Source organism: Streptomyces sp. DI166 (assembly GCF_900091315.1).
GTDB lineage: Bacteria > Actinomycetota > Actinomycetes > Streptomycetales > Streptomycetaceae > Streptomyces > Streptomyces fuscus.
In genome coordinates, this window is the sequence record NZ_FLSP01000075.1 from 22235 (window position 1) to 44210 (window position 21976).

Here is a 21976-nt window from a genome sequence, read left to right on the forward strand (position 1 = left end):
AAAGTTGAGCAGTCCGCAAGCGGTCGTGTGGCGCTTTTGCGGAACGTCCACCTCAGGGCGACACAATCACCGGGGCGTTCCCCCTGTTTTCGGACGCGGAGCCCCAAGGGCCGGTTTTCAGGGCTCCAGGAGCACCAGATCGTCGCGGTGGACGACCTCGCGCTCGTAGGCCGGGCCCAGCTCGCGGGCCAGCTCACGGGTGGAGCGGCCGATCAGCTGGGGGATCTCCTTGGCGTCGAAGTTGACCATGCCGCGCGCGACCGCCCGCCCGGCGGTGTCCCGCAGCTCCACCGGGTCCCCGGCGCTGAACTCGCCCTCGACGGCGGCGATCCCGGCCGGCAGCAGCGACTTGCGGCGCTCCACGACCGCCCGCACGGCCCCGTCGTCCAGGGTCAGCGAGCCCTGCGGGGTGGAGGCGTGCTGGAGCCACAGCAGCCGGTCGGCGGAGCGCTTGCCGGTGGCGTGGAAGTAGGTGCCGGTGTCCCCGCCGGACAGCGCCTCGGCCGCGTGGACGGCGCTGGTGAGCACCACCGGGATGCCCGCGGCGGCGGCGATCCGGGCGGCCTCGACCTTGGTGACCATGCCGCCGGTGCCGACCCCGGCCTTGCCCGCGCTGCCGATCTCGACGCCGGCGAGGTCCTCGGGCCCGCGGACCTGCGCTATCCGTGAGGTGCCGGGCTTGCTGGGGTCGCCGTCGTAGACGCCGTCCACGTCGGAGAGCAGCACCAGCAGGTCGGCGCGGACCAGGTGGGCGACGAGGGCGGCGAGGCGGTCGTTGTCGCCGAAGCGGATCTCGTCGGTGGCGACGGTGTCGTTCTCGTTGACGACCGGGAGGGCGCCCATCGCGAGCAGCTTGTCGAGGGTGCGGGAGGCGTTGCGGTGGTGGGCGCGGCGGCTCATGTCGTCGGAGGTGAGCAGCACCTGGCCGACGCGGACGCCGTAGCGGGCGAAGGAGGCGGTGTAGCGGGCGACGAGCAGTCCCTGGCCGACGCTGGCGGCGGCCTGCTGGCGGGCCAGGTCCTTGGGCCGGCGGCGCAGCCCGAGCGGGGCGAGACCGGCGGCGATGGCGCCGGACGAAACGAGAACAATCTCACGTTCTCCACCGCTGCGGCTCTTGGCGAGGACGTCCACGAGGGCGTCCACGCGGTCCGCGTCGAGACCTCCGGAGGCGGTGGTCAAGGACGAGGAACCCACCTTGACGACGATCCTGCGGGCCTCGCCGACGGCCTGCCTTACGCCTGTCACCTGCTGTTCCGTCCCCTCACACGTCGACTGCACCGCAATCTACGCGAAGGGGGCCGTCCACCGCGCATCGGTCCGGAAACCGGACAGCGGGGCCGTAGCCGCCCCCTCACGCTTTGCGTACGGCAAAAAGGTTGTACTGGTTGCTTATAGAAATGAAAGAGCTCTCAAACTTAATCTGATGCATGTGTCATCGAATGTTCCCCCCGCGCGGCGCATCCTCCTCAGATCGGGGAAGAGCCCCTTCGACGTCCTTTCGATCGAGGAAGCCCTCCATCGCGACGTCATAGCCACCAACTCCGGCAACCTGATCTTCAGCGACGCCACCCACAAGATCCTGCAGACGCCCGGCACCGAGGTCGTCTCCAACGGCATCAAGACGGACACCAAGGCGGCAGGCCGGATCAACGACGAGTACGACGCCTTCGTCGTCCCCCTCGCCAACGCCTTCCGGCCGTCCTTCGAGGCGTCGCTGAAGCGAATGACGCAGCTGATCAAGCAGCTGAAGATCCCGGTGGTCGTGGTGGGTGTCGGTGCCCAGACGAGCCTGACCTACGACCCGGCGCGCCTGAAGCCCATTGAGCCTTCGGTGCGTGAGTTCGTCTCCGCCGTACTCGACCGCAGTGCGTCGATCGGCGTGCGCGGCGAGTTCACCGCTCAGTACCTCAAGGACATGGGTTTCCGGGACGTCGAGGTCATCGGCTGCCCGTCGATGTTCATGTACGGCAAGGAACTGACCGTCCGCAAGAAGGTCCCGGCGCTGACCCCCGAGTCCCGCGTGGCGATCAACGGCTCGCACAGCGCGGTGCGGTCGCAGGGCGTGGGCCGGATCATCATGGAGACCCACGCGCGCTACCCGAACCTGCGCTACATCGGCCAGAACCTCACCGACGGCAAGCAGCTGCACTGGCGCGAGGTGGCCGGTCCGAACGGCAAGATCACGGCGATGCCGACGCACCCGGACCACCCGATGTACCAGGAGGGCAAGGCGCGCGTCTACATCGACCCGGTCACCTGGATCGACGACCTGCGCGGCTTCGACTACTCCTTCGGCTCGCGCATCCACGGCAACATCGCCGCGCTGCTGGCGGGCACGCCCGCGACGGTGCTGTGCGGCGACTCGCGCACGCTGGAGCTGTGCCGCTACTTCGACATCCCGCACCACCGGATCGACCAGCTCGGTGCCGACGCGGACGTCGACCCGGCCCGGCTGTACGAGGAGGCCGACTTCGGCCCGCTGGTCAACGGCCACCAGGAGCGCTTCGAGCGGTTCACCGGCTTCCTCGACCGCAACGGCCTGCAGAACACCTTCACGCACGGCGACGGCGGCCAGGCGTTCGAGGAGCGCCTGCGCTCGCTGTCCTTCCCGCCCGGCATCCGCCCCTGGATCGACAACGACCCGGCCGAGCTGGCCGCCCGCTTCGGCTGGCTGCAGACCCGGATCGGGCAGCTGGCCTCGGACAACGCCAAGCTGAAGAAGCAGCTCGCCGAGGCCAAGTCGACGCGGACCGTCACCTCGGCCGTCCCGGTCCAGCGGACCTCCGTCTACCGCCGGGCCCGCCGCGTGGTCGGCACGCCCCTGCGCAAGGCGATCCGCCCCGAGCGCTAGGCGGTCCGCCCCACCACTCCAAGAAGCCTGCCTCCGGACGTCACCCGCGTGTCGTCCGGAGGCAGGCGCGCGTTAACCCGGACGCACGTATGCGCCCGACCTTGGAGTGACCGCAGTGCCCCTACGGATCCCCCGCCCACCCCGCCTCCGCGTCCCGGCCAGGCCCCTGCCGGCCGCCGTCCTGGTGGTCGCGTTCTGCGCCCAGGCCTTCGCCGCCCTGCGTCCCAACGTCCCGCTGCTGATCGGCGCGACCGCCGTCAGCCTCGCCGTCGAAGGCTTCCTGCACCGCTGGCAGCGCGGCATCCTGGCGGTCTTCGCCAAGTCGCACCTGGACGTCACCGTCCGCCATGTGCTGCGGGACCTGCTGCTGGTGGTGGCGCTGCTGAGGCTCGGCGGACAGGACCGGGAGTCCTCGTACACCCCGCTGATCGCGGCGCTGCTCGCCTTCTACGCGCTGCACGGCGCGATCCAGGCGGCCTCGATCCTGGTCCGCCGCACCCGCACCCTGCCGGTGGTGACGCGGAACATCGACGCCTCCGCGCTGCGCCTGTCCCCCGCCCCGCCCCTGCTGCTGCGCCGCCCCGGCCCACGGCTGCTCGTCTACGGCCTGCCCGCGACGGCCGGTCTGCTGGCCACCGTCGCCACCGCCGACCGCCGCCTCGCGGCCCTCGGCCTCGCCCTCTCGCTCGGCCTGGCCGTCGTGGGCCTGGGCGACCTGGCGCTGCGGCTGCTGCCCGGCCGCCGGCCCGCGGGCGAGCGGGAGACCCTGGAGTGGCTCGACCGCTGGCTGGCGGAGTACCGGCCGACCGTCGGCCTGTACTTCTCCGGCGGCACCTCTTCGGCGTACCAGGCGAACATGTGGCTGGAACCGCTCGCCCAGCTGGAGGGACGGCCGCTGATCGTGCTGCGCGAGCGGTTCATGGTGCAGAAGCTCGCGGCGACCGACGTACCGATCCTGTGCCTGCCGAAGGTGTCCACGCTGATGCGGCTGGAGCAGTCCACGCTCCGGGTGCTCATCCATCCCTCGAACTCCGGCAAGACCTCGCAGGTGCTGCGCATCCCCACGCTCAAGCACACCTTCGTCAACCACGGCGAGAGCGACAAACTGTCCTCCTGCAACCCGTACGCGAAGGCGTACGACGAGGTGTGGGTGGCCGGTCCCGCGGCGCGCGAGCGGTACGCGCAGGCCGAGGTCGGGGTCGAGGACAAGGACGTCGTGGAGATCGGCCGCCCGCAGCTGGACGCCGTGGAGCCGTACGCGGGCCCGCCCGCCGGGACGTACACCACCGTGCTGTACGCGCCGACCTGGGAGGGCTGGGACGGCAACCCGGGGAACACCTCGGTGATCGAGGCCGGCGAGAACATCGTCCGGGCGCTGCTGGCGGACCCGAAGGTGCGCCTCCTGTACAAGCCGCACCCGCTGACCGGTTCGGTCGATCCGCGCGCCGGTGCCGCCGACATGCGCATCCGCGACCTGATCCGGGCCGCCAACCGGGAGCGGTCGGGACCGCGCCCCGCCGACAACGGTGAACTGGCCCGGCGTACGGCCGAGTTGGACCGGATCACCGCGACCGACTTCCGGGCCGCCGCCGACCAGGTCGAGCGGATGCTGGCCCAGTCGACGCCCGAGGAGGGACGGGCGCGCGCGGTGGCCGAGGCCACGACCGCCTGGGAGGACGCCTACTGGGCCTCGCTGCCTGAGTGGGAGCACCAGATCGTGCTCGGCCTCCGGCCCACCCTCTTCTCCTGCTTCAACCGGTCCGACCTGCTCATCAGCGATGTCTCCAGCGTGGTCAGCGACTTCCTGGCGAGCGGCAAGCCGTACGCCGTGGCCAACACCAGCGGTCTGGCTCAGGACGTGTTCCGCAAGACCTTCCCGACCGTCCGCGCGGCAACCGTGCTGACCCCCGACGCGGCCGGAATGCCCGAGCTCCTGGCATCGGTACGCGACCCGGAGCTGGACGAACTGGCGGATGCCCGGCTGGAGTTGAAGCGATACCTGCTGGGCCCGGACGAACCGACCTCCCAGGAGCGCTTCAACACGGCGGTACGCGCCCTGTACTCGGCCGCCGAACAGCGCAGGGAGCGAACAGCGGCCCACACCATCCCCCCGGTCCCGGCCCAGCGCGACGAGCGCAAGTCCGAGACACTCGACGGAACGGCGACCTCTTGAGGGGTTCCCCCGGTGACCGGTGAGTCGCACGGCCGACGCTCGGGTCAGACCCGCACCCTCGTCCGCTCGGGCCGGGTGGCCCTGCCCAGCCTGCGGGCGGCCCGGCGCAGCACGGAATCTTTGTCGTCCTCGCGGTACCCGGGCACGCCCCGGGCCTCGCGGGGCGAGGCGAGGTAGACCGAGTCCGGTATGCCCGCGGCCGAGTCCCGGAAGTACGGATACGCCAGGTACAGTCGGCGGCCCTTCTTCTCCAGGAGGGCCGCCGGCTGCTTCTTGGCCTTGGTGAACTTCAGGACCTCCACCAGCCGTTCGGTCTGCCGGGTGGCGACCAGGTGCACGCGCAGCCGCTCCTCGACCTTCAACTGGCGGGCCACGCCCTCGTGCCAGTGGGCGGCGAGCAGGGGCGCGGCCAGCTCCATCTTGTGGCGCCGGACCTGGTCGCTGTCCTTGAGGAACTTCGGGCCGAACTGCGGCAGCAGGGTGACGGCGAAGGGGCGGACCATCAGCGTGTCGCGCCGGGGGCCGGCCGGGACCATCTCCGTGATCAGGTTCATCAGGGAGCGCGCGGAGTCGAACCGCAGGGTGTAGCCGCCGCTCTTGGTGACCTGCTTGCCGTCCTCGCGGCCCACCAGGTAGTAGCAGGTGTAGTCGGCGAGCACGGAGACGCCGTCGGCCCGCAGGTACGCCTCCATCGTGAACAGCGCGTCCTCGCCGGTGAACAGGGACTCGTCGAAGCGCATGCCGTGCCGGGTCAGCAGCTCCCGGCGGAAGAGCTTCTGGGCGCTCAGCGTGAACTTGATGTTGGAGGAGAAGACATCGGTGCGCTCCAGCGTCCGGTGCCACATCGACTTCGGCGCCCCCCGGTTGACGCCCTCGATGCGGCCGAGAACCACATCGGTGCCGTTGCGGTCGGCCATGGCGACCATCCGCTCCAGCGCCTCGGCGCCCAGCCGGTCGTCGGCGTCGAGGAAGAAGACGTACCGCCCGGTGGCCTTGCCGAGGCCGACATTGCGCGGGCCGCTCGGGCCGCCGGAGTTCTCCTGCCGGATCACCGTCACCGGCATGGGCACGCGGGCGGCGAACTCCTCCAGGCAGTCACCGGTTCCGTCCGTGGAGCCGTCGTCCACCGCGATGACCTCGATCCGCGCCGGGTCCAGCGTCTGCGCCTCCAGGGACGCCAGGCACTCGACCAGATACGGCATCGCTTCGTACGCGCCGATGATGACGGACACATCAGGCTGCGTCACGGTCACGTTCCCCCCAAACAGACGGGTGCTATTTCTCCCGTTTCTCCTTTTCGCTACCTAGAAGACGGTTCAGCCCGGCGCAAGGTTGCCTAGCATTGCGCTATTTGTGACCCACCTCACCGGCTGGAGCGGGGCGTGAAATGCCGTCGGCCCCCGTGGAGTTGAACTCCACGGGGGCCGAACAGGGCTTTTTCCAGGGCGAGTTGTCAGCCGGTCAGTTCCGCCGACTCCGCCGCGGCGATCCGGGCCTCCTGGCCGAGGTTGCGGGTCTCGGCCTTCAGGGCGAGGTTCGCGACCGCGGTGTTGAACTGCTCGATGGAGGGCGGCTCGTCCGGGCCGAGCAGATACCGCTTGAGCTCGACGCGGTCCTCGGCCAGCGGGTCGGCGGACGGGTCGCGGACCGCGTCCAGCAGCCCGCCCAGCTCGGCGGCGCTGTTGGAGAGGATCACCGCGGCGCGCACCGCGGTGTTCTGCCGCTTGAACTCCTCCTCGCCGAGCCCGGCGGAGTCCGTCACCGCGTACGGCTTGCCGCTGGCGATGAAGTCGGAGACCACGCTGGAGATGTCGGAGACCATGGCGTCGGAGACGTTGAAGCAGTCGTACAGCCGCGGCTCGGCGCCGGTGATGACACGGTGCTCGTGGGTGCCGAAGGACCGCCAGTAGGCGTCGTTCCACTCCGCGCGCAGCCGGGCGATCTCCTCGTGCCGGGCCATGTCCACCAGGCCGTCACGGCTGGCCTCGGCCTCGTCGCCGCGCTCCTTGCCCGTTCCGGCGAGTTCCGCGAGACGCGCCTCGATCCGTGCCAGCTCGGCCTTGGCGGCGCTCAGCGCGGCGGCGTCGACCCGGAAGCGGGAGTCGGCGGCGCGCTCCGCGCGGGCCTTCTCCATCAGCGCCGTGATCCGCGCGTGGGCGGCCTTGGCCTCGGCGCTGACGGTGCCGGTGAAGGGGTGCGGCTTGTACAGGACGCGGACCGGCGGATCGGCCTTGACCAGACGCTTGACGATGTTCTCGCCGGCCAGCACCAGCGAGGTGTTGCCCGGGTTGCCGTCCCAGCCCTCCCAGGTGGGCGCGTACAGCACGGTCGGGATGCGGCCCTCGGGCACGCCCTGCCAGGTCTGGATGGGCGCCAGCTGCGGGCGGCCGACCTCGGCGATGTCCTCGTCACGGACGCCGACGTCCGCTATGGCGTACCGGTCGCGGCCGGCCCGGCCCGCGGTCCACACCTCGTCGTAGACCTTGCTGAACGGGTTGACGCTGGCGAGCTTGTCGCTGTCGCCGTGGCCGATGAAGACGTGCTTCATGGTGGGCACGCGCAGCAGGTGGATGTTCTTGCCCACGTTCGCCGCGTACAGCGCGACGCGCACGGTGCTCAGGTCCATGTTCATCAGGTGCACCCCTCCGGGCACGCAGATGACGGGGACCGTGGTCGGGGCGAGGTTGGCCAGGATGACCCGCTCGCGCAGGATGATCAGCGGCTTGGAGTCGAGCTGCTCCATGGTCTCCAGCCACATGTTGACCTGGTAGGCGGAGTCCTTGGAGCCGGAGAAGTACAGCACCGTCTCGGGGCGGTACTCGGACAGCCAGCCGTCGACGGCGGCCAGCACGGTGTCCGCGTTCGGCGGGATCCGGTTGCCGCGGATGTACGGCACCAGGGCGAGCACGTAGAAGGTGCCCAGGAGCAGGGTGACGCCGATGCCGATGAACCCGGCGAGCGGCTCGTCGAGGAAGGCCGAGACCAGCACGCCGACGACGGCGGCCAGGTCCAGGTGGAGCATCTTCTCGGCGGACCGGTCCAGCAGGGCGCGCGGCGGGGCGTCCGGGATGCGGATGCGCGAGGCCAGGTCGACGTTGCGGGTGGCGACGGGCATCCGGCGGCGGTTGCGGATCAGGGTGACCAGCGCGCCGTGCGGGGCCTGCAGGCCGTAGAAGCCGATGAAACCGGCGACCGCGGCGTAGTAGACCAGGTTGTCCGAGAGGTCCAGGCGGGCCAGCAGCAGGATCAGCAGCAGCTGTCGGATCAGGAAGCGGATCGACAGCCCGGCACGCACCTTGCTCAGTCGGTTGACCAGGTAGCTGCCCTTGCGGTGCAGATAGTGGTCCGCCAGGTACGTCACTGCGGCACCGGCCGCGAAGGCGGGGACGCTCGGGACGAGCGCGGCCACCATGAGGCAGGGGAAGCCCAGCATCATGAGGACCGCCGCGGCCAGCTCGGCCGCGCTGCCCACCCGGGCGACGCGTATAGCGGTGGAGATCACGGATAAACCTGCTCTGGGGGAGGGGTTGCCGGTCTGAGGAACGAGGGGCCAAGGACTCAGGCCCCTGCCAATTCTTCATCAGAAGAAACAGGGGCCTGAATTCCTAAAGGCTTATTAACTGTTGATTATGCCACGCCGTCCTGACGGTCCAGCACACTGGCCAACGCGGCCTCGAAGCCGGAGGCCTGGCCCGCGGCGGCCGTCGGGTCCTGCTGGCGGACGTCGATGACATGACCGGTCAGCTCGGAGAGCAGCACGTCGAGCGAGGTGCGGGCGACCGCCTCGGAGGAGAGCAGGCTGCCCGCCGGCTCCTGGCCGAACGCCTTGGTCCGCATGGGGGTCGCGGTGCGCTCGGGGTTGATGCAGTTCACCCGAACGCCGTCACCCGCCCATTCGTCGGAGAGCGCCTGGGTCAGGTTGACCATGGCGGCCTTGGTGGAGGAGTACAGGCTGTACTCGGCGCGGCCCCGGGTGTAGCTGCTGGAGGTGTACAGCAGCAGCTGGCCCTTGGTCTCGGAGAGGTACTTGTACGAGGAGCGGGCGATCTGCACCGGCGCCAGGTAGTTGACCTTCAGCGCCTCCTCGATGGTGGCGTTGTCGGTCTCGGCCAGCTTGCCGATGCGCAGCACACCGGCGGTGTTGACGACGTAGTCGATCCGGCCGGTCTCGGCGTACGCCTTGGACAGCGCGTCGTCGACCTCCTCCGGGTTCTCCACGTGCGTACCGGTGGTGGAGCGGCCGAGGGCGTACACCTTGGCGCCGTAGGACTCGGCCAGCTCGGCGATGTCCTTGCCGATGCCGTAGGAGCCGCCGAAGACGACGACGGTCTTGCCGGTCAGCAGCTCGCGGTAGGCCTCCTCGGAGACCTGCTCGGGCGCGGCGGTGGAGGCCAGCTGGAACAGCTTGTCGGCGATGAAGACGTCGACCGGCTGGGTGACCTTCATGTTGTACTCGTCGCCCGCGACCACGTGGATCGGCACGTCCGGCAGGTACTTCAGCACGACCGTGCAGTCGTCGGTGGCCTGGAAGTTCGGGTCGCCGGCCGCGACCTCGTAGGCCCGCCGGATGGTGGACAGCTTGAACGCCTGCGGAGTCTGGCCGCGGCGCAGCCGGGAGCGGTCCGGGATCTCGGTGATGAACTCGCCGTCCTCGCCGTGCGTGCGGGTCACGATGATGGTGTCCGCGGACGGGATGGCGACGTCGACGGCCTGGTAGCGCTCCAGGGCGGTGACACAGTCGTCGATCACACGCTGTGACAGCAGCGGGCGCACGGCGTCGTGGAAGAGGACGTTGCGGTCCTCACCCTCCGCGAGGCCCTCGCTGAGCGCCGCGATGGCCCGCTCGGTGGTCTCGTTGCGGGTCGAGCCACCCTCGATGATCTTGGTGACCTTCTTGAACCCGGCCTTGGCCACGATCTTCTCGACGTCGGGCACGTAGCCCGGCGCCATCAGCACGATGACGTCGTCGATCGAGTCGGCCTTCTCGAAGGTGGTCAAGGTGTGCTCGATGACTGCCTTGCCGGCGATCTTCAGCAGCTGCTTGGGGATGGAGAGACCCACGCGCTGACCGGTACCACCGGCCAGGATCACTGCGGTGGTACGGGGCTTGGCTATGTGCTGGGACACAGGTGACCTACCTTGTGGCGACTGGGAACGCGGAAATGGTCCCACTTCCGGTAACCGCTGTGCAAGGTGAGCGCCGCCCGCCGCATATGGGCGCGCAACCCTTCATTCACCTCGCACTCCTGGTGACGGTCGGGAATGCCTTCCCGGTTCCCTGGGGAATTGCTGGGCGTAGCTGTGAGTAACCGCACAGATCACCGGCGGCGCAGCTTCTTCAGGCAACGGTGTCCGAGAACCTTCACCAGTTCCTTGGACGGTGTCTGGTGAACCGTACGCGACTGCGCGGGCACGGAGCTGCGCACCGGCGCCGCGGCTGCCGCGGCGAGCGCCCCGTACAGTGCCTGCGCCGCGACCTCGGGCGCGATGCGCGGCTCGGCGTCGGCCGGGGTGTCGGGCTGCCTCGGTACGGCGGACAGCAGGGCGAGGTCCCCGATCACCCGCACGCCCGACGCGCCGATCCGCTCCGCCGCCTCCGCCCCGATCCCGGCCGCCGCCTCGGCGGCCCACCGGGGGGTGCGGATCTTCACGTCGCCGGGACCGGGAACGCACGCGTTCTTCATATGCATGACGGCGCCATATCGGACGAGTTGTGAATAGAGCTCCTCGGGCAGCTCGTTCCCGCGGAATTCCACATTAAGATTCCGCAGCATTTCGGTCTCGGCGAGGGTGAGGGAACGGTTGGCGGTGTCCGGAACCTCCTGAAGGAGATTCTCCGGGAGCCCCAGCAATGCCTCGAAGGTACGCATCAGGCCACCGCGGTCGGTGTCGTCCACCACCACGACGGTGACCCGTCCGGGGCCGACCGCCCGCACCCACCGCTCGATCAGCCGGTCGTGCCGGTGCCGCCGCCAGAAGCTGGGGTTGGGCTTCTCGTACGGCGGCTTGCGCAGCATGTGCTCCAGCCAGTCCTCGTAGCCCATGCGCAGCCCGTTCTGCACGTACTGCTGCCACTGCGAGGGCATGATCCGCGCCAGCGGGCGCAGGGTGACCAGAACGTGCACCCGGTCGCCCCCGAGCTCCTCCACGATCCGGGCGATCGTCGCGTCGTCGGGCGCGTCGGCGAAGAATTCGCTGCTGACCGCGGAGGTGCGCCGGCCGGTGGCGGCGACCTGACCGACCAGGGTCTCCCAGTGCCGGTCGGTGGGCTTGCTGTTGCCCATCATCCCGGGGCGGGAGCACACCGCCAGGGCGGCCGACATGGGGTGTCTGCTGGTGGCCGGGAAGTCGACGCCGTGCTGGGCCATCGCCTCCTTGGCCGCGAACAGCGCGCCCTGGAGCGCCGTGGTCCCGGTCTTGTGCGGCCCGATGTGCAGCAACCGGGTACCGGCCGCCAGCGGAGCCACCGCACGGTCGGCCGGTACGTCGTCTCTCGTACAGTCCGTCTCCATGGTCAGGGGACGGTAGGAGGTGTTCCTGAGGGTTGGATAAGAGCGGGATGTGGATGTGACGAGGGCCACATCCACCGCCCTCCGGGACGGCCCCGTCAGCCCTCGAACGGGTCGAAGTCGTCGAACTCGCGCTGGAACTCGTCCCGTTCCGCCTGCTTGTCGCGGCGGCGCTGGGCCGCGGGGCGCGGGGCCTCGAAGCGGTGGTCCTCGCCGCGGCGGCCGAGCATCTCGGCACCGGCCATGACGGTCGGCTCCCAGTCGAAGACCACGGCGTTGTCCTCGGGGCCGATCGCCACGCCGTCGCCCGCGCGGGCGCCCGCCTTCATCAGCTCCTCCTCGACACCGAGGCGGTTGAGCCGGTCGGCGAGGTAGCCGACGGCCTCGTCGTTGTTGAAGTCGGTCTGCCGCACCCAGCGCTCCGGCTTCTCGCCGCGCACCCGGAACAGCCCGTCGTCCTCGCGTACGACGGTGAAGCCCGCGTCGTCCACGGCCTTGGGCCGGATGACGATCCGCGTCGCCTCCTCCTTCGGCTTCGCCGCGCGCGCCTTGGCGACCAGGTCGGCGAGGGCGAACGACAGCTCCTTCAGCCCGGTGTGGGCGACCGCGGACACCTCGAAGACGCGGTAGCCGCGCTCCTCCAGGTCCGGCCGCACCATCTCGGCGAGGTCCTTGCCGTCCGGTACGTCGATCTTGTTCAGCACGACGATCCGCGGCCGGTTGTCCAGGCCGCCGTACTCGCGCAGCTCCGCCTCGATGACGTCGAGGTCGGAGACCGGGTCGCGGTCGGACTCCAGGGTGGCCGTGTCCAGGACGTGCACCAGCACGCTGCACCGTTCCACGTGCCGCAGGAACTCCAGGCCCAGGCCCTTGCCCTGGCTGGCGCCCGGGATGAGGCCCGGCACGTCGGCGATGGTGTAGACGGTCGAACCGGCGGTGACCACACCGAGGTTGGGCACCAGCGTGGTGAAGGGGTAGTCGGCGATCTTCGGCTTGGCCGCGCTGAGCACCGAGATCAGCGACGACTTGCCCGCGCTCGGGTAGCCCACCAGCGCCACGTCGGCGACCGTCTTGAGCTCCAGCACGATGTCCTGGAGGTCCCCGGGCTCACCGAGCAGCGCGAATCCGGGCGCCTTGCGGCGGGCGGAGGCGAGGGCCGCGTTGCCGAGACCGCCCCGGCCGCCCTGGGCGGCGACGAAGGACGTGCCGTGGCCGACCAGGTCGGCGAGGACATTGCCCGCCTTGTCGAGCACCACGGTGCCGTCCGGGACCGGCAGGACCAGGTCCTGGCCGTCCTTGCCGGAGCGGTTGCCGCCCTCGCCGGGCTTGCCGTTGGTGGCCTTGCGGTGCGGGGAGTGGTGGTAGTCCAGCAGCGTGGTCACGGACTGGTCGACGGTCAGGATGACGTCGCCGCCGCGCCCGCCGTTGCCGCCGTCCGGTCCGCCGAGCGGCTTGAACTTCTCACGGTGGACGGAGGCACAGCCGTGGCCTCCGTTACCCGCGGCGACATGCAGCTCGACGCGGTCCACGAAGGTGGTCATGGTTCAGTGCCTCCAGTTACGTACGAAATGTCTCGGTGTGCTGTATGTGTCTCTGTCTACATCACGTCTACAACACGTCTACAACACGCGAAAGGCGGACCCGCCTTCCCGACCGGGAAGTGAGGTCCGCCTCGCGAAAGCTTCCGATCAGCCTGCTCAGGCGACCGGAACGATGTTCACGACCTTGCGGCCACGGCTGGTGCCGAACTGCACCGCGCCGGCCTGCAGGGCGAACAGCGTGTCGTCGCCGCCACGGCCGACGCCCGCGCCCGGGTGGAAGTGGGTGCCGCGCTGACGGACCAGGATCTCGCCCGCGTTGACGACCTGACCGCCGAAGCGCTTCACGCCGAGCCGCTGAGCGTTCGAGTCGCGGCCGTTACGGGTGGACGATGCGCCCTTCTTGTGTGCCATCTCTCCTCAGTCCCTTACTTCGCAGCCGTGGGGATCTCAGTGACCTTGATCGCCGTGTACTGCTGGCGGTGGCCCTGACGACGGCGGTAGCCGGTCTTGTTCTTGTAGCGCAGAATGTCGATCTTCTGGCCCTTGTGGTGGTCCACGACCTCGGCCTGGACCTTGATACCGGCCAGCACCCACGGGTCGCTGGTCACGGAGTCGCCGTCGACAACGAGCAGGGTCGAGAGCTCGACCGTGTCGCCCACCTTGGCAGTGGAAATCTTGTCAACCTCAACGATGTCGCCGACAGCAACCTTGTGCTGGCGACCACCGCTGCGCACGATGGCGTACACGCGGATCTCACTCTCTCGCTCGGGAACGGCACCCCCGCAGTCCAGCCGCCCGGCACGCGGACAGCCTCTCCAGGACACCCAGTGCTCCGGAGGAAGAGGTTTACGGGGATGTGGCGCGCCTATATCCACGGACACGCCGACGGTCAAGGTTACGGGGCCACGCCATGGGGGTCAAACCGGGCCCCTTCGCTCCCGTCGCCGTATGCTCACGCAGCGGAGCCGATCACCGGAGGCGGAGAAGTGAGCTACAGGATCCAGCCCGGCGCACAGGTCGACGACACGGCCGAGATCGGCGCCGGAAGCAGCGTATGGGAGCTGGCGCAGATCCGTGAGCACGCCCGCCTCGGCACGGGCTGTGTGATCGGCCGCGGCGCGTACGTCGGCTCCGGAGTACGCATGGGCGACAACTGCAAGCTGCAGAACTACGCCCTCGTCTACGAGCCCGCCGAGCTCGGGGACGGTGTCTTCATCGGCCCCGCCGTGGTGCTCACCAACGACCACAATCCGCGCTCCGTGGACCCCGAGGGCGTCCAGAAGCGCGGCGGTGACTGGGAGGCCGTCGGGGTGCGGATCGCCGAGGGGGCGTCCGTCGGGGCGCGCTCGGTGTGCGTGGCGCCGCTCAGCATCGGCCGCTGGGCCATGGTCGCCGCGGGCGCCGTCGTCACCAAGGACGTCCCCGACTTCGCGCTGGTCATGGGCGTCCCCGCCCGCCGGGTCGGCTGGGTCGGCCGGACTGGCGTCCGCCTGGTCGAGCGGCCCGGCGAACCGGGCGTGTGGGAGTGCCCGCGCACCGGCGCCCTGTACGAGGAGAAGGAGGGCGTGTTGACCGAGCGCGCCGTCAGCCCCCGATGACGATGCGGCGCACGCCCTGCCAGGCCTCGGGGTCGGTGGCACGGCGCCCGTCCACCAGGACCGTGACGTCCGGCAGGTCGGCCGGGGTCAGCGCGCGGTACTCGGCGTGGTCGGCCTGGAGGATCGCCGCCGTCACCTTCTCACCCCGGTGCGGCAGGAGGCCGAGCGCGGTCAGTTCCTCGGCCGTGTAGAGCGGGTCGGAGACGTACGGCAGCGCGCCGCGCGCCCGGAGCGCCTCGACCGTGGGGAACACCCCGGAGAAGGCGGTCTCCTTCACTCCCCCGCGGTAAGCCGCGCCGAGCACGAGGACGGGCGCCCCGCTCAGGTCGCCGTACGCGGCCGCCAGCAGGTCGACGGCGTACTCGGGCATCGCGGCGTTGGCCTCGCGGGCGGAGCGCACCACGGTCGCCGCGGGGTCGTTCCACAGGTACATCCGCGGATAGACCGGGATGCAGTGGCCGCCGACGGCGATCCCCGGCTGGTGGATGTGGCTGTAGGGCTGGGAGTTGCAGGCCTCGATGACCTTCTGGACGTCGATGCCGTGGGCGTCGGAGAAGCGCGCGAACTGGTTCGCCAGGCCGATGTTGACGTCGCGGTACGTCGTCTCGGCGAGTTTGGCCAGCTCGGCGGCCTCGGCGGTGCCGAGGTCCCAGACGCCGTTGGGCCGCGGCAGGTCGGGGCGCTCGTCGAAGTCGAGGACCTGCTCGTAGAACTTCACGCCACGGGTCGTCGAGGCCTCGTCGATGCCCCCGACCAGCTTCGGATAGCGGCGCAGGTCGGCGAAGACCCGGCCGGTCAGGACCCGCTCCGGCGAGAAGACCAGGTGGAATTCCTCGCCCGCCCCGAGCCCGGAGCCCTCGGCGAGCATCGGCGCCCAGCGGGTGCGGGTAGTACCGACCGGGAGCGTCGTCTCGTACGACACCAGGGTGCCGGGCCGCAGTCCCTGCGCGACGGCCTTCGTCGCCGCGTCCATCCAGCCGAAGTCCGGCACACCCTCGGCGTCCACGAACAGCGGGACCACCACCACGACGGCCTCGGCCTCGGCGACCGCGGCTGCGGTGTCCGTCGTCGCGGTCAGCAGCCCGGCGTCGACGGCCCGCTTGAGCCGGACGTCGAGGTCGTACTCGCCGGGGAACGGCTCGGCACCGGCGTTGACCAGGTCCACGACCCGTTCGTCGACGTCCGCGCCGATGACCCGGTGGCCCTTGGTGGCGAACTGCACGGCCAGCGGGAGTCCGATCTTGCCGAGCGCTACTACACAGATGTTCATGGGCGGTCGCTACTGCTTCCTCTTCGCTGCGGGTCGCGCCGGCTGTGCGCCGCGCGTGAGGCGCGCCCTCACCCGCTCGGTCAGTGACGGCTTCGGCGGGAACATACGGGCGGTGTCGATCACCACCCGTCCCTTGGAGTTGACCAGGGCGGAGGCCCGGTACGGATCGTCGTGGGCGCCCCAGCGGCGGGCCAGCGGCATCGGTTTGCCCTTGCCGCGCACCGGGATCTCGTAGGTGTCCCCGGCGACGTCCAGGTAGAGGCGGACGCCGAGTCTGGCGTCGCGCCGCTCCAGCGGGACGCGGGCGTGCAGCACGGTGCCGGAGCCGTCCGCGGCGGGCTCGGTGCGGAACTCGCCGACCGGCTCGGGCAGGCCGTGCCCGTCCGGGAGCCTGCGGGCGCCGGGCTTGTCGGCCGAGGACGGCATGGCCCCGTGGGCGAGCCGCAGGACGGCACCGGAGACATCGCCGACGACGCCGGTCCTGACCGACGCGGTGTACGTGATCCCCTCGCCCTCCTGCTCCCAGGCGGAGGCGAGCAGCTCGGTGCCCTTGGCCAGCCGCCCCGGCACCGCCTCGCCCACGAGTTCGAAGCAGCGGTCGGGCAGGGCGACGCGCGGATCGCGGTAGCCGGGGTAGCGGGCGAAGGCTCGCCCGCCCTCCAGGACGAACGGCGGCGCCCCGCGCAGCTTCTCCGAGGTGATCGCCTCGCACAGCTCGTCCACCGCCCCGGCCCGCGCCAGACAGATCCGCACCCGGCGCTTGACGTCCATGGCGTCGCGGATGCCGTCGGTGAAGTAGGCGTCGGCGAGCCGGGCGATCCCGGCGCAGATGTCCCGCTGGAGGGCGCGGTCCAGGGCGGGGAAGTCGTCCTGGACCAGCTTGGCCAGCTCCCAGGTGAAGTGCCGCAGCAGCACCGCGTCCCGGCGCGGTCCCTCCTCCACCAGCCGCGCGGTGAAGTCCATGATCTCCGCGGTGCACCGCAGCCGGGCCAGGTGGTCGGCGCGGTAGGTGATGTTGCTCGCGTCGCCGCGCTTGACCGCGTAGTAGCAGGTGTAGTCGGCCACCACCGAGATCCGCCGCGCGCGCACGCACGCCTCGATGGTGAAGGGCTGGTCGCTGCCGACCGGCAGATGCTCCGGGAAGCGCAGCTTGTACCGGTCCACCAGTTCCCGCCGGAACAGCTTGGTGTTGGCGAGGGTGAACGGCAGCGCCGAGTCGTACAGGCTGACGTCGACCGCGTTCTCCTTGTACAGCGCCTGGTGCACGTACCGCCCGTTGACGCCGGTCATCCGGCCGGCGACGACGTCCGAGCCGTGCTCGTCGGCGACGGCCACCATGCGCTCCAGCGCTTCCTCGCCGAGGTAGTCGTCGGAGCCGACGAAGTACACGTACCGGCCCCCGGCCAGCTCCAGGGCACGGTTGCTGGGGGCCGCCGGGCCGCCGGAGTTGGCCTGGTGGATCACCTTGACGGTGTCCGGGTACCGCTCGGCGAAGCGGTCGAGTTCGCGTCCGCTGTCGTCGGTGGAGCCGTCGTCGACCGCGACGACCTCCAGCCGGTCCAGGCCGATGCTCTGCCCGATCAGGGAGTTCAGGCACTCCGTCAGGTACGGCATGGTGTTGTAGACGGCGACGATCACGGTGACGTCGGGCGTGGTCATGCCCACCGCTCTCGTGCTCTTTCGCCGGCCAGGCGCGCATAAACGCCGTCCAGCACCTCGGCCTGCGCCTCCCACGTCCACCCGTCGAGGAGCCCCGGCGTGTCGTACGCGCCCCGGTACCGCTCGGCGTCGCCGAGCACCGATTTCACCGCGCGCACGTAGTCCTCCAGGTCCTCGGCGCGGAACACCTCGCCCTGACCGGTCCGGGTGACGGTGGCGCCCATCGTCCGCACATCGCTGACCACCAGGGGCAGCCGGGCGTGGGAGTACTCGAAGAACTTGGTGATGAGCGCGATCTCGTGGTTCGGCCAGTGGTGGATAGGGATGACCCCGACGTCCGCGGCCGACAGGAACCGCGCCACCTGGTAGTGCGGCACGTACGGCACGAGGTGCAGCCGGTCGGCGGCGCCCAGCTCCTCCGCCCGCGCCCGCAGGGTCCGCACATACGGGGACTCGGTGTTGAGCACGACGAACGCCGTGTGCACCTCGGGCAGCAGCGGCAGCGCCTCGACCATGATGTCCAGGCCGCGCTGCGGGGCGGCCGAGCCGCTGTAGACGGTGAGCGGCACCTCGGGGCCGATACCGCACAGCTCCCGCAGGTCGGGGACGGGTTCGGCGGCCTGTTCCGGCGAGATCTCGGCGTCCGGGGCGTTGAGCACGACCGTGGGGCGCTCCTTGAGCCCGTGCCGCACCTGGAGCATCCCGGCGAGGGTCTCCGAGACGGTGGTGACCGCGTCGGCGTGCCGGGCGTACTCGCGCTCGTGCGCGCACTGGGCAACGTGCCAGCGCGGATGCGGGCTCCACGGCTTGATGCCGGGCAGGTATTCGTGGGCGTCCCAGACGAGCCGAACGTCCCTGCCGCGGGCCCGCGCGCGCAGCTTGGCCCGCGCGCCGACGCCGAGCATGCGGAAGTCGTTGGCGTGGACGATGTCCGGTTCGAGTTCGTCGACGACCTTGCCGTAGGCCAGCTCGAAGTCCCACAGGTGCGGGTCGAGGCGGCGCCAGCTGCGGTCGCCCATGGTCCTGAGCCAGAAGGCGGTGGTGAAACGGTCCAGGGGCGAGTCCATGTCCTTGCGGCGCTTGTCCAGCGCCCGCGTCCTGCGGTGGCGCAGCTTCACCCAGGGGTAGGCCGCCCTTGCCGTCAGCCGCGGCACCGCCAGCCGCAGCCGGGTCAGGGCGGTGCCCTCCTGCCGGGCGAGGATCAGCCGGATGTTGAGGTCGGCACGCCAGGCCTTGACGCGCTGCTTGCGGTACTCGGCGAGCGGGCCGGGCCGGTAGGCCAGCGGGGAGCGCAGCACGGCGCGGCGGTACTCGTGGCGGCGCCGGACCATCGGCGTGGGCACGGGGATCAGCCGGACCTCGGCCTCGCCGATCCGCCAGCTCTCCGGCTTCCGGCCCTTGGCCCTGCCCAGCAGGACGACGTCCCAGCCGGCCTCGGCCGCCGAGCGGGCCTCCTTCTGCACGCGCGAGTCGCCGCGGACGCCGTTGTCGACCAGCATCACGATCCGTCCGCGCGTGGCCACCCGGCGGGTCTCGGTGTCGTGCTCAGTTGCCATGGGCCGCCAGCTCCTCCGTCTGCAGTTCGACGCTGCGGCCCGAGACCGCCGACTCCAGCACCGCGGCGGCCACTTCGACGGTGCGCATGCCCTGGCGCAGGGTGCAGATGTCGGCGGGCCTGCCGAGGACCGCGTCCCGGAACAGCTCGTGCTCCACGAGCAGCGGCTCCCGCTTGGGGATGGCGTAGCGGATCATGTCTCCCTCGGAGACGCCCCGGAAGGCGCGCAGGGCCTCCCACTCGGTGGTGACCGCCGCGTTGGAGTGGAAGGTGAGGTCGGCGGTGAGGGTGTCGGCGACGAAGCAGCCGCGCTCGCCGGTGACCGACGTGAAGCGTTCCTTCAGCGGGCTGAGCCAGTTCACCAGGTGGTTGACCATGGTGCCGTCGTCCAGTCGGCCGACCGCGCAGACCATGTCCTCGTGCGGCCGGCCGCTCTTGGAGACGACGTGCGCGGAGACCGACACATAGGCGTGGCCCGTCATCCAGCCGGTGAGGTCGATGTCGTGCGTGGCCAGGTCCTTGACCACGCCGACATCGGCGATGCGGTGCGGGAAGGGGCCCTGGCGGCGGGTGACGACCTGGTAGACGTCGCCCAGCTCCCCGGCTTCGAGACGGTCGCGCAGCGAGCGCAGCGCCGGATTGCAGCGCTCGATGTGCCCGACCCCGGCCACCAGCCCGCGCGCCTCGAACGCCTCCACCAGACGACGGGCGCCCTTGACGGTGTCGGCGACCGGTTTCTCGACCAGGGCGCACACACCGGCCTCGGCGAGCCGGAGGCCGATCTCCTCGTGCAGACCGGTGGGGCAGGCGACGACGGCGTAGTCGATGCCCAGAGCCAGCAGTTCCTCCACCGTGGCGAGGACCGGCGCGCCCTGCGCGGCGCCGTCGGAGTCGCCCACCGGATCGACGGCACCGACCAGGTCGACGCCGTCCAGACCGGCCAGGACACGGGCGTGGTGGCGGCCCATCGAGCCGAGGCCGACCAGTCCGGCCCGCAGGGGTCTCGCGGTGCTCACAGCAGCTCCCCCAGGGTGTTCACAGCGGTCACGACACGGTCCAGGTCCCGCCGGGAAAGGGCGGGGTGGACCGGGAGCGAGACGACCTCGGCGGCCGCGCGCTCGGTCTCCGGCAGGTCCCAGGTGCGGCCCGCCTTCTGGTCCGGCTCCCAGTACGGCTTGAGCCGGTGGATCGGGGTCGGGTAGTAGACGGCGTTGCCGATCCCGGCCTCGGTCAGCCGGGCGGTGGCGGCGTCCCGGTCGCCCCGGACGCGCACCGTGTACTGGTGGTACACGTGCCGGGCGCCCTCGGCGGTGCCCGGCGTCACCACGTTCGGCGCGGTGATGTGCGCGGTGAGGTGGGCGGCGTTGGCGATCCGCCGCTCGGTCCAGCCGGGCAGCCTGGCCAGCTGCACCCGGCCGACGGCGGCGCAGACGTCGGTCATACGGACGTTGGCGCCGATGATCTCGTGGGCGTAGCGCTGCTCCATGCCCTGGTTGCGCAGCAGCCGCAGGGTGCGGGCGATCTCCGCGTCGGCGGTGGCGACCATGCCGCCCTCCAGGCTGTGCATGTTCTTGGTCGGGTAGAAGCTGAAGGCCCCGGCGACCCCGAACGCGCCGACCGGCGTGCCGTGCAGCGCGGCGGCGTGCGCCTGGCAGGCGTCCTCGACCACGGCCAGCCCGTGCCTCTCGGCGACCGCGGTGATCCGGTCCATGGCGGCGGGGTGGCCGTAGAGGTGGACCGGCAGGACGGCGGCGGTGCGCGGGGTGACCGCGGCCTCGACGGCGGCCGGGTCGAGGCCGAAGGTGTGCGGCTCGATGTCGGCGAAGACCACGTCCGCGCCGGTCAGCCGCACGGCGTTGGCCGAGGCGGCGAAGGAGAAGGAGGGGACGATCACCTCGTCGCCGGGGCCGATCCCCAGGGCCATCAGCGTCAGCTGCAACGCCGAGGTGCCGGAGTTGACGGCGACGCAGTGGCGTCCGCCCACCAGCGCGGAGAACTCCTCCTCGAAGGCGCTGACCTCGGGTCCTTGGACGACCCGGCCGCTGCGCAGCACGCGCACCGCGGCCTCGATCTCCTCCTCGTCGACAACGGGCTTGGCAGCCGGTACCGGCTCCTGGGCGTCGTCCATCGACTCCCTCTCCTCCTGGGCGACCCACAAGGGGACGCACCACGTCGTGCCGGGCCGGGAGGGACGGTCGTCGAGCGCAGTACGTCCGCATCCCTTGGACGTTCTCGCTGCGGCTCGGATAGCCACGGAAAGTGGATAAAGGGTGACCCGTGCGAAATCAGGACACACCTGTTACGGCAGGTAATGACCCGACCGGACGAACGCGAAAGCGCGGGGCACCGATGTGGTCGGTGCCCCGCGCTCGGGTGGGCCGGGTGGGACCGGGGGCGCTGTGGCCCCCGGCTCCTCGGTCGTGCCGGTCAGGCCGGTCAGGCCGGTCAGGCCGGTCGTGCCGGTCAGGCCTCGTCGGTCGTGGCCGAGACCGACGGCAGGCTCTGCTCCGCCGCCACGGTCTTCTTCGCCGCGGCCTTCTTGGCCGTCGCCTTCTTCGCGGTCGTCTTCTTCGCCGCCGTCTTCTTGGCCGCGGTCTTCTTCGTCGCGGCCTTCTTGGCGGTGGCCTTCTTCGCCGTCTTGCGCGCCGCGGCCTTCTTGGCCGGGGCGGGCTCCTCCTCGGTGGCCGGGGCCTCCTCGGCGGGCGACTCCGCGGCCGTCTCCGTGACGGTCTCAGCGGCCGCGGGGACGACCACGACGGCCGCCTCCTCGGGCGCGGTGGGCGCGGTGGCCTTGCGCACCGCACGGCGGCGCGGACGGGC

General features: G+C 70.9%; 17 protein-coding genes. 3 read left to right on the top strand and 14 right to left on the bottom strand.

Annotated features, from left to right (window positions below; all coding sequences use genetic code 11):
• Positions 1 to 117: 117 nt before the first annotated feature.
• Complete coding sequence (gene proB / locus GA0115233_RS29455) at positions 118 to 1245, bottom strand: glutamate 5-kinase (protein WP_093723363.1); 1128 nt, start codon at positions 1243 to 1245, stop codon at positions 118 to 120.
• Positions 1246 to 1423: 178 nt separating this feature from the next.
• Between proB and GA0115233_RS29460 the strand changes: the two genes are divergently transcribed.
• Both GA0115233_RS29460 and GA0115233_RS29465 read left to right on the top strand, forming a co-directional pair.
• Complete coding sequence (locus GA0115233_RS29460) at positions 1424 to 2851, top strand: polysaccharide pyruvyl transferase family protein (protein WP_093723364.1); 1428 nt, start codon at positions 1424 to 1426, stop codon at positions 2849 to 2851.
• 115 nt (positions 2852 to 2966) lie between these two features.
• Positions 2967 to 5024, top strand: a complete 2058-nt coding sequence (locus GA0115233_RS29465) for a hypothetical protein (RefSeq protein ID WP_255310394.1) — start codon at positions 2967 to 2969, stop codon at positions 5022 to 5024.
• 44 nt (positions 5025 to 5068) lie between these two features.
• On the opposite strand, the gene GA0115233_RS29470 is transcribed toward GA0115233_RS29465, so the two are convergent.
• From GA0115233_RS29470 to rplU, 7 genes are all read right to left on the bottom strand, one after another.
• Positions 5069 to 6277, bottom strand: a complete 1209-nt coding sequence (locus GA0115233_RS29470; protein WP_093723365.1) for a glycosyltransferase family 2 protein — start codon at positions 6275 to 6277, stop codon at positions 5069 to 5071.
• Positions 6278 to 6477: 200 nt separating this feature from the next.
• A complete protein-coding gene (locus GA0115233_RS29475; RefSeq protein WP_255310395.1) occupies positions 6478 to 8526 on the bottom strand; it encodes a hypothetical protein in 2049 nt (682 codons plus the stop codon).
• Positions 8527 to 8651: 125 nt separating this feature from the next.
• Positions 8652 to 10151 (bottom strand): bifunctional cytidylyltransferase/SDR family oxidoreductase, encoded by a 1500-nt coding sequence (locus GA0115233_RS29480; protein ID WP_093723367.1) that lies wholly within the window; start codon positions 10149 to 10151, stop codon positions 8652 to 8654.
• A gap of 191 nt (positions 10152 to 10342) precedes the next feature.
• Positions 10343 to 11536: a hypothetical protein gene (locus tag GA0115233_RS29485; protein ID WP_093723368.1), complete on the bottom strand. Its 1194-nt coding sequence runs from the start codon at positions 11534 to 11536 to the stop codon at positions 10343 to 10345.
• Positions 11537 to 11631: 95 nt separating this feature from the next.
• On the bottom strand, positions 11632 to 13074 hold the full coding sequence (gene obgE, locus GA0115233_RS29490) for a GTPase ObgE (RefSeq protein ID WP_093723369.1): 1443 nt from the start codon (positions 13072 to 13074) through the stop codon (positions 11632 to 11634).
• Positions 13075 to 13230: 156 nt separating this feature from the next.
• On the bottom strand, positions 13231 to 13485 hold the full coding sequence (gene rpmA / locus GA0115233_RS29495) for a 50S ribosomal protein L27 (protein ID WP_073938528.1): 255 nt from the start codon (positions 13483 to 13485) through the stop codon (positions 13231 to 13233).
• A 14-nt stretch (positions 13486 to 13499) separates the two neighbouring features.
• A complete protein-coding gene (rplU, locus tag GA0115233_RS29500) occupies positions 13500 to 13820 on the bottom strand; it encodes a 50S ribosomal protein L21 (protein ID WP_004001309.1) in 321 nt (106 codons plus the stop codon).
• 240 nt (positions 13821 to 14060) lie between these two features.
• On the opposite strand from rplU, the gene GA0115233_RS29505 reads away from it, so the two are divergent.
• Complete coding sequence (locus GA0115233_RS29505) at positions 14061 to 14672, top strand: acyltransferase (protein ID WP_093723370.1); 612 nt, start codon at positions 14061 to 14063, stop codon at positions 14670 to 14672.
• Here GA0115233_RS29505 and GA0115233_RS29510 read toward each other — a convergent pair.
• From GA0115233_RS29510 to GA0115233_RS29535, 6 genes are all read right to left on the bottom strand, one after another.
• Positions 14659 to 15942, bottom strand: coding sequence for a nucleotide sugar dehydrogenase (locus GA0115233_RS29510; RefSeq protein WP_093723371.1), 1284 nt, complete (start codon positions 15940 to 15942; stop codon positions 14659 to 14661). The two genes, GA0115233_RS29505 and GA0115233_RS29510, sit on opposite strands and share 14 nt — an antisense overlap.
• Before the next feature lie 9 nt (positions 15943 to 15951).
• Positions 15952 to 17601 carry a glycosyltransferase family 2 protein gene (locus GA0115233_RS29515; protein ID WP_093723372.1) on the bottom strand — a complete coding sequence of 550 codons (1650 nt, stop codon included), beginning with the start codon at positions 17599 to 17601 and terminating at the stop codon, positions 15952 to 15954.
• On the bottom strand, positions 17598 to 19157 hold the full coding sequence (locus tag GA0115233_RS29520; protein ID WP_255310396.1) for a glycosyltransferase family 4 protein: 1560 nt from the start codon (positions 19155 to 19157) through the stop codon (positions 17598 to 17600). Before GA0115233_RS29520 ends, GA0115233_RS29515 begins: the two co-directional genes overlap by 4 nt.
• Positions 19147 to 20172 (bottom strand): Gfo/Idh/MocA family protein, encoded by a 1026-nt coding sequence (locus GA0115233_RS29525; protein WP_093723373.1) that lies wholly within the window; start codon positions 20170 to 20172, stop codon positions 19147 to 19149. Before GA0115233_RS29525 ends, GA0115233_RS29520 begins: the two co-directional genes overlap by 11 nt.
• Positions 20169 to 21284, bottom strand: a complete 1116-nt coding sequence (locus tag GA0115233_RS29530; RefSeq protein ID WP_093723374.1) for a DegT/DnrJ/EryC1/StrS family aminotransferase — start codon at positions 21282 to 21284, stop codon at positions 20169 to 20171. Before GA0115233_RS29530 ends, GA0115233_RS29525 begins: the two co-directional genes overlap by 4 nt.
• Positions 21285 to 21619: 335 nt before the next feature.
• The coding region (locus GA0115233_RS29535) for a hypothetical protein (RefSeq protein WP_176711986.1) at positions 21620 to 21976 on the bottom strand (357 nt) is incomplete at its 5' end.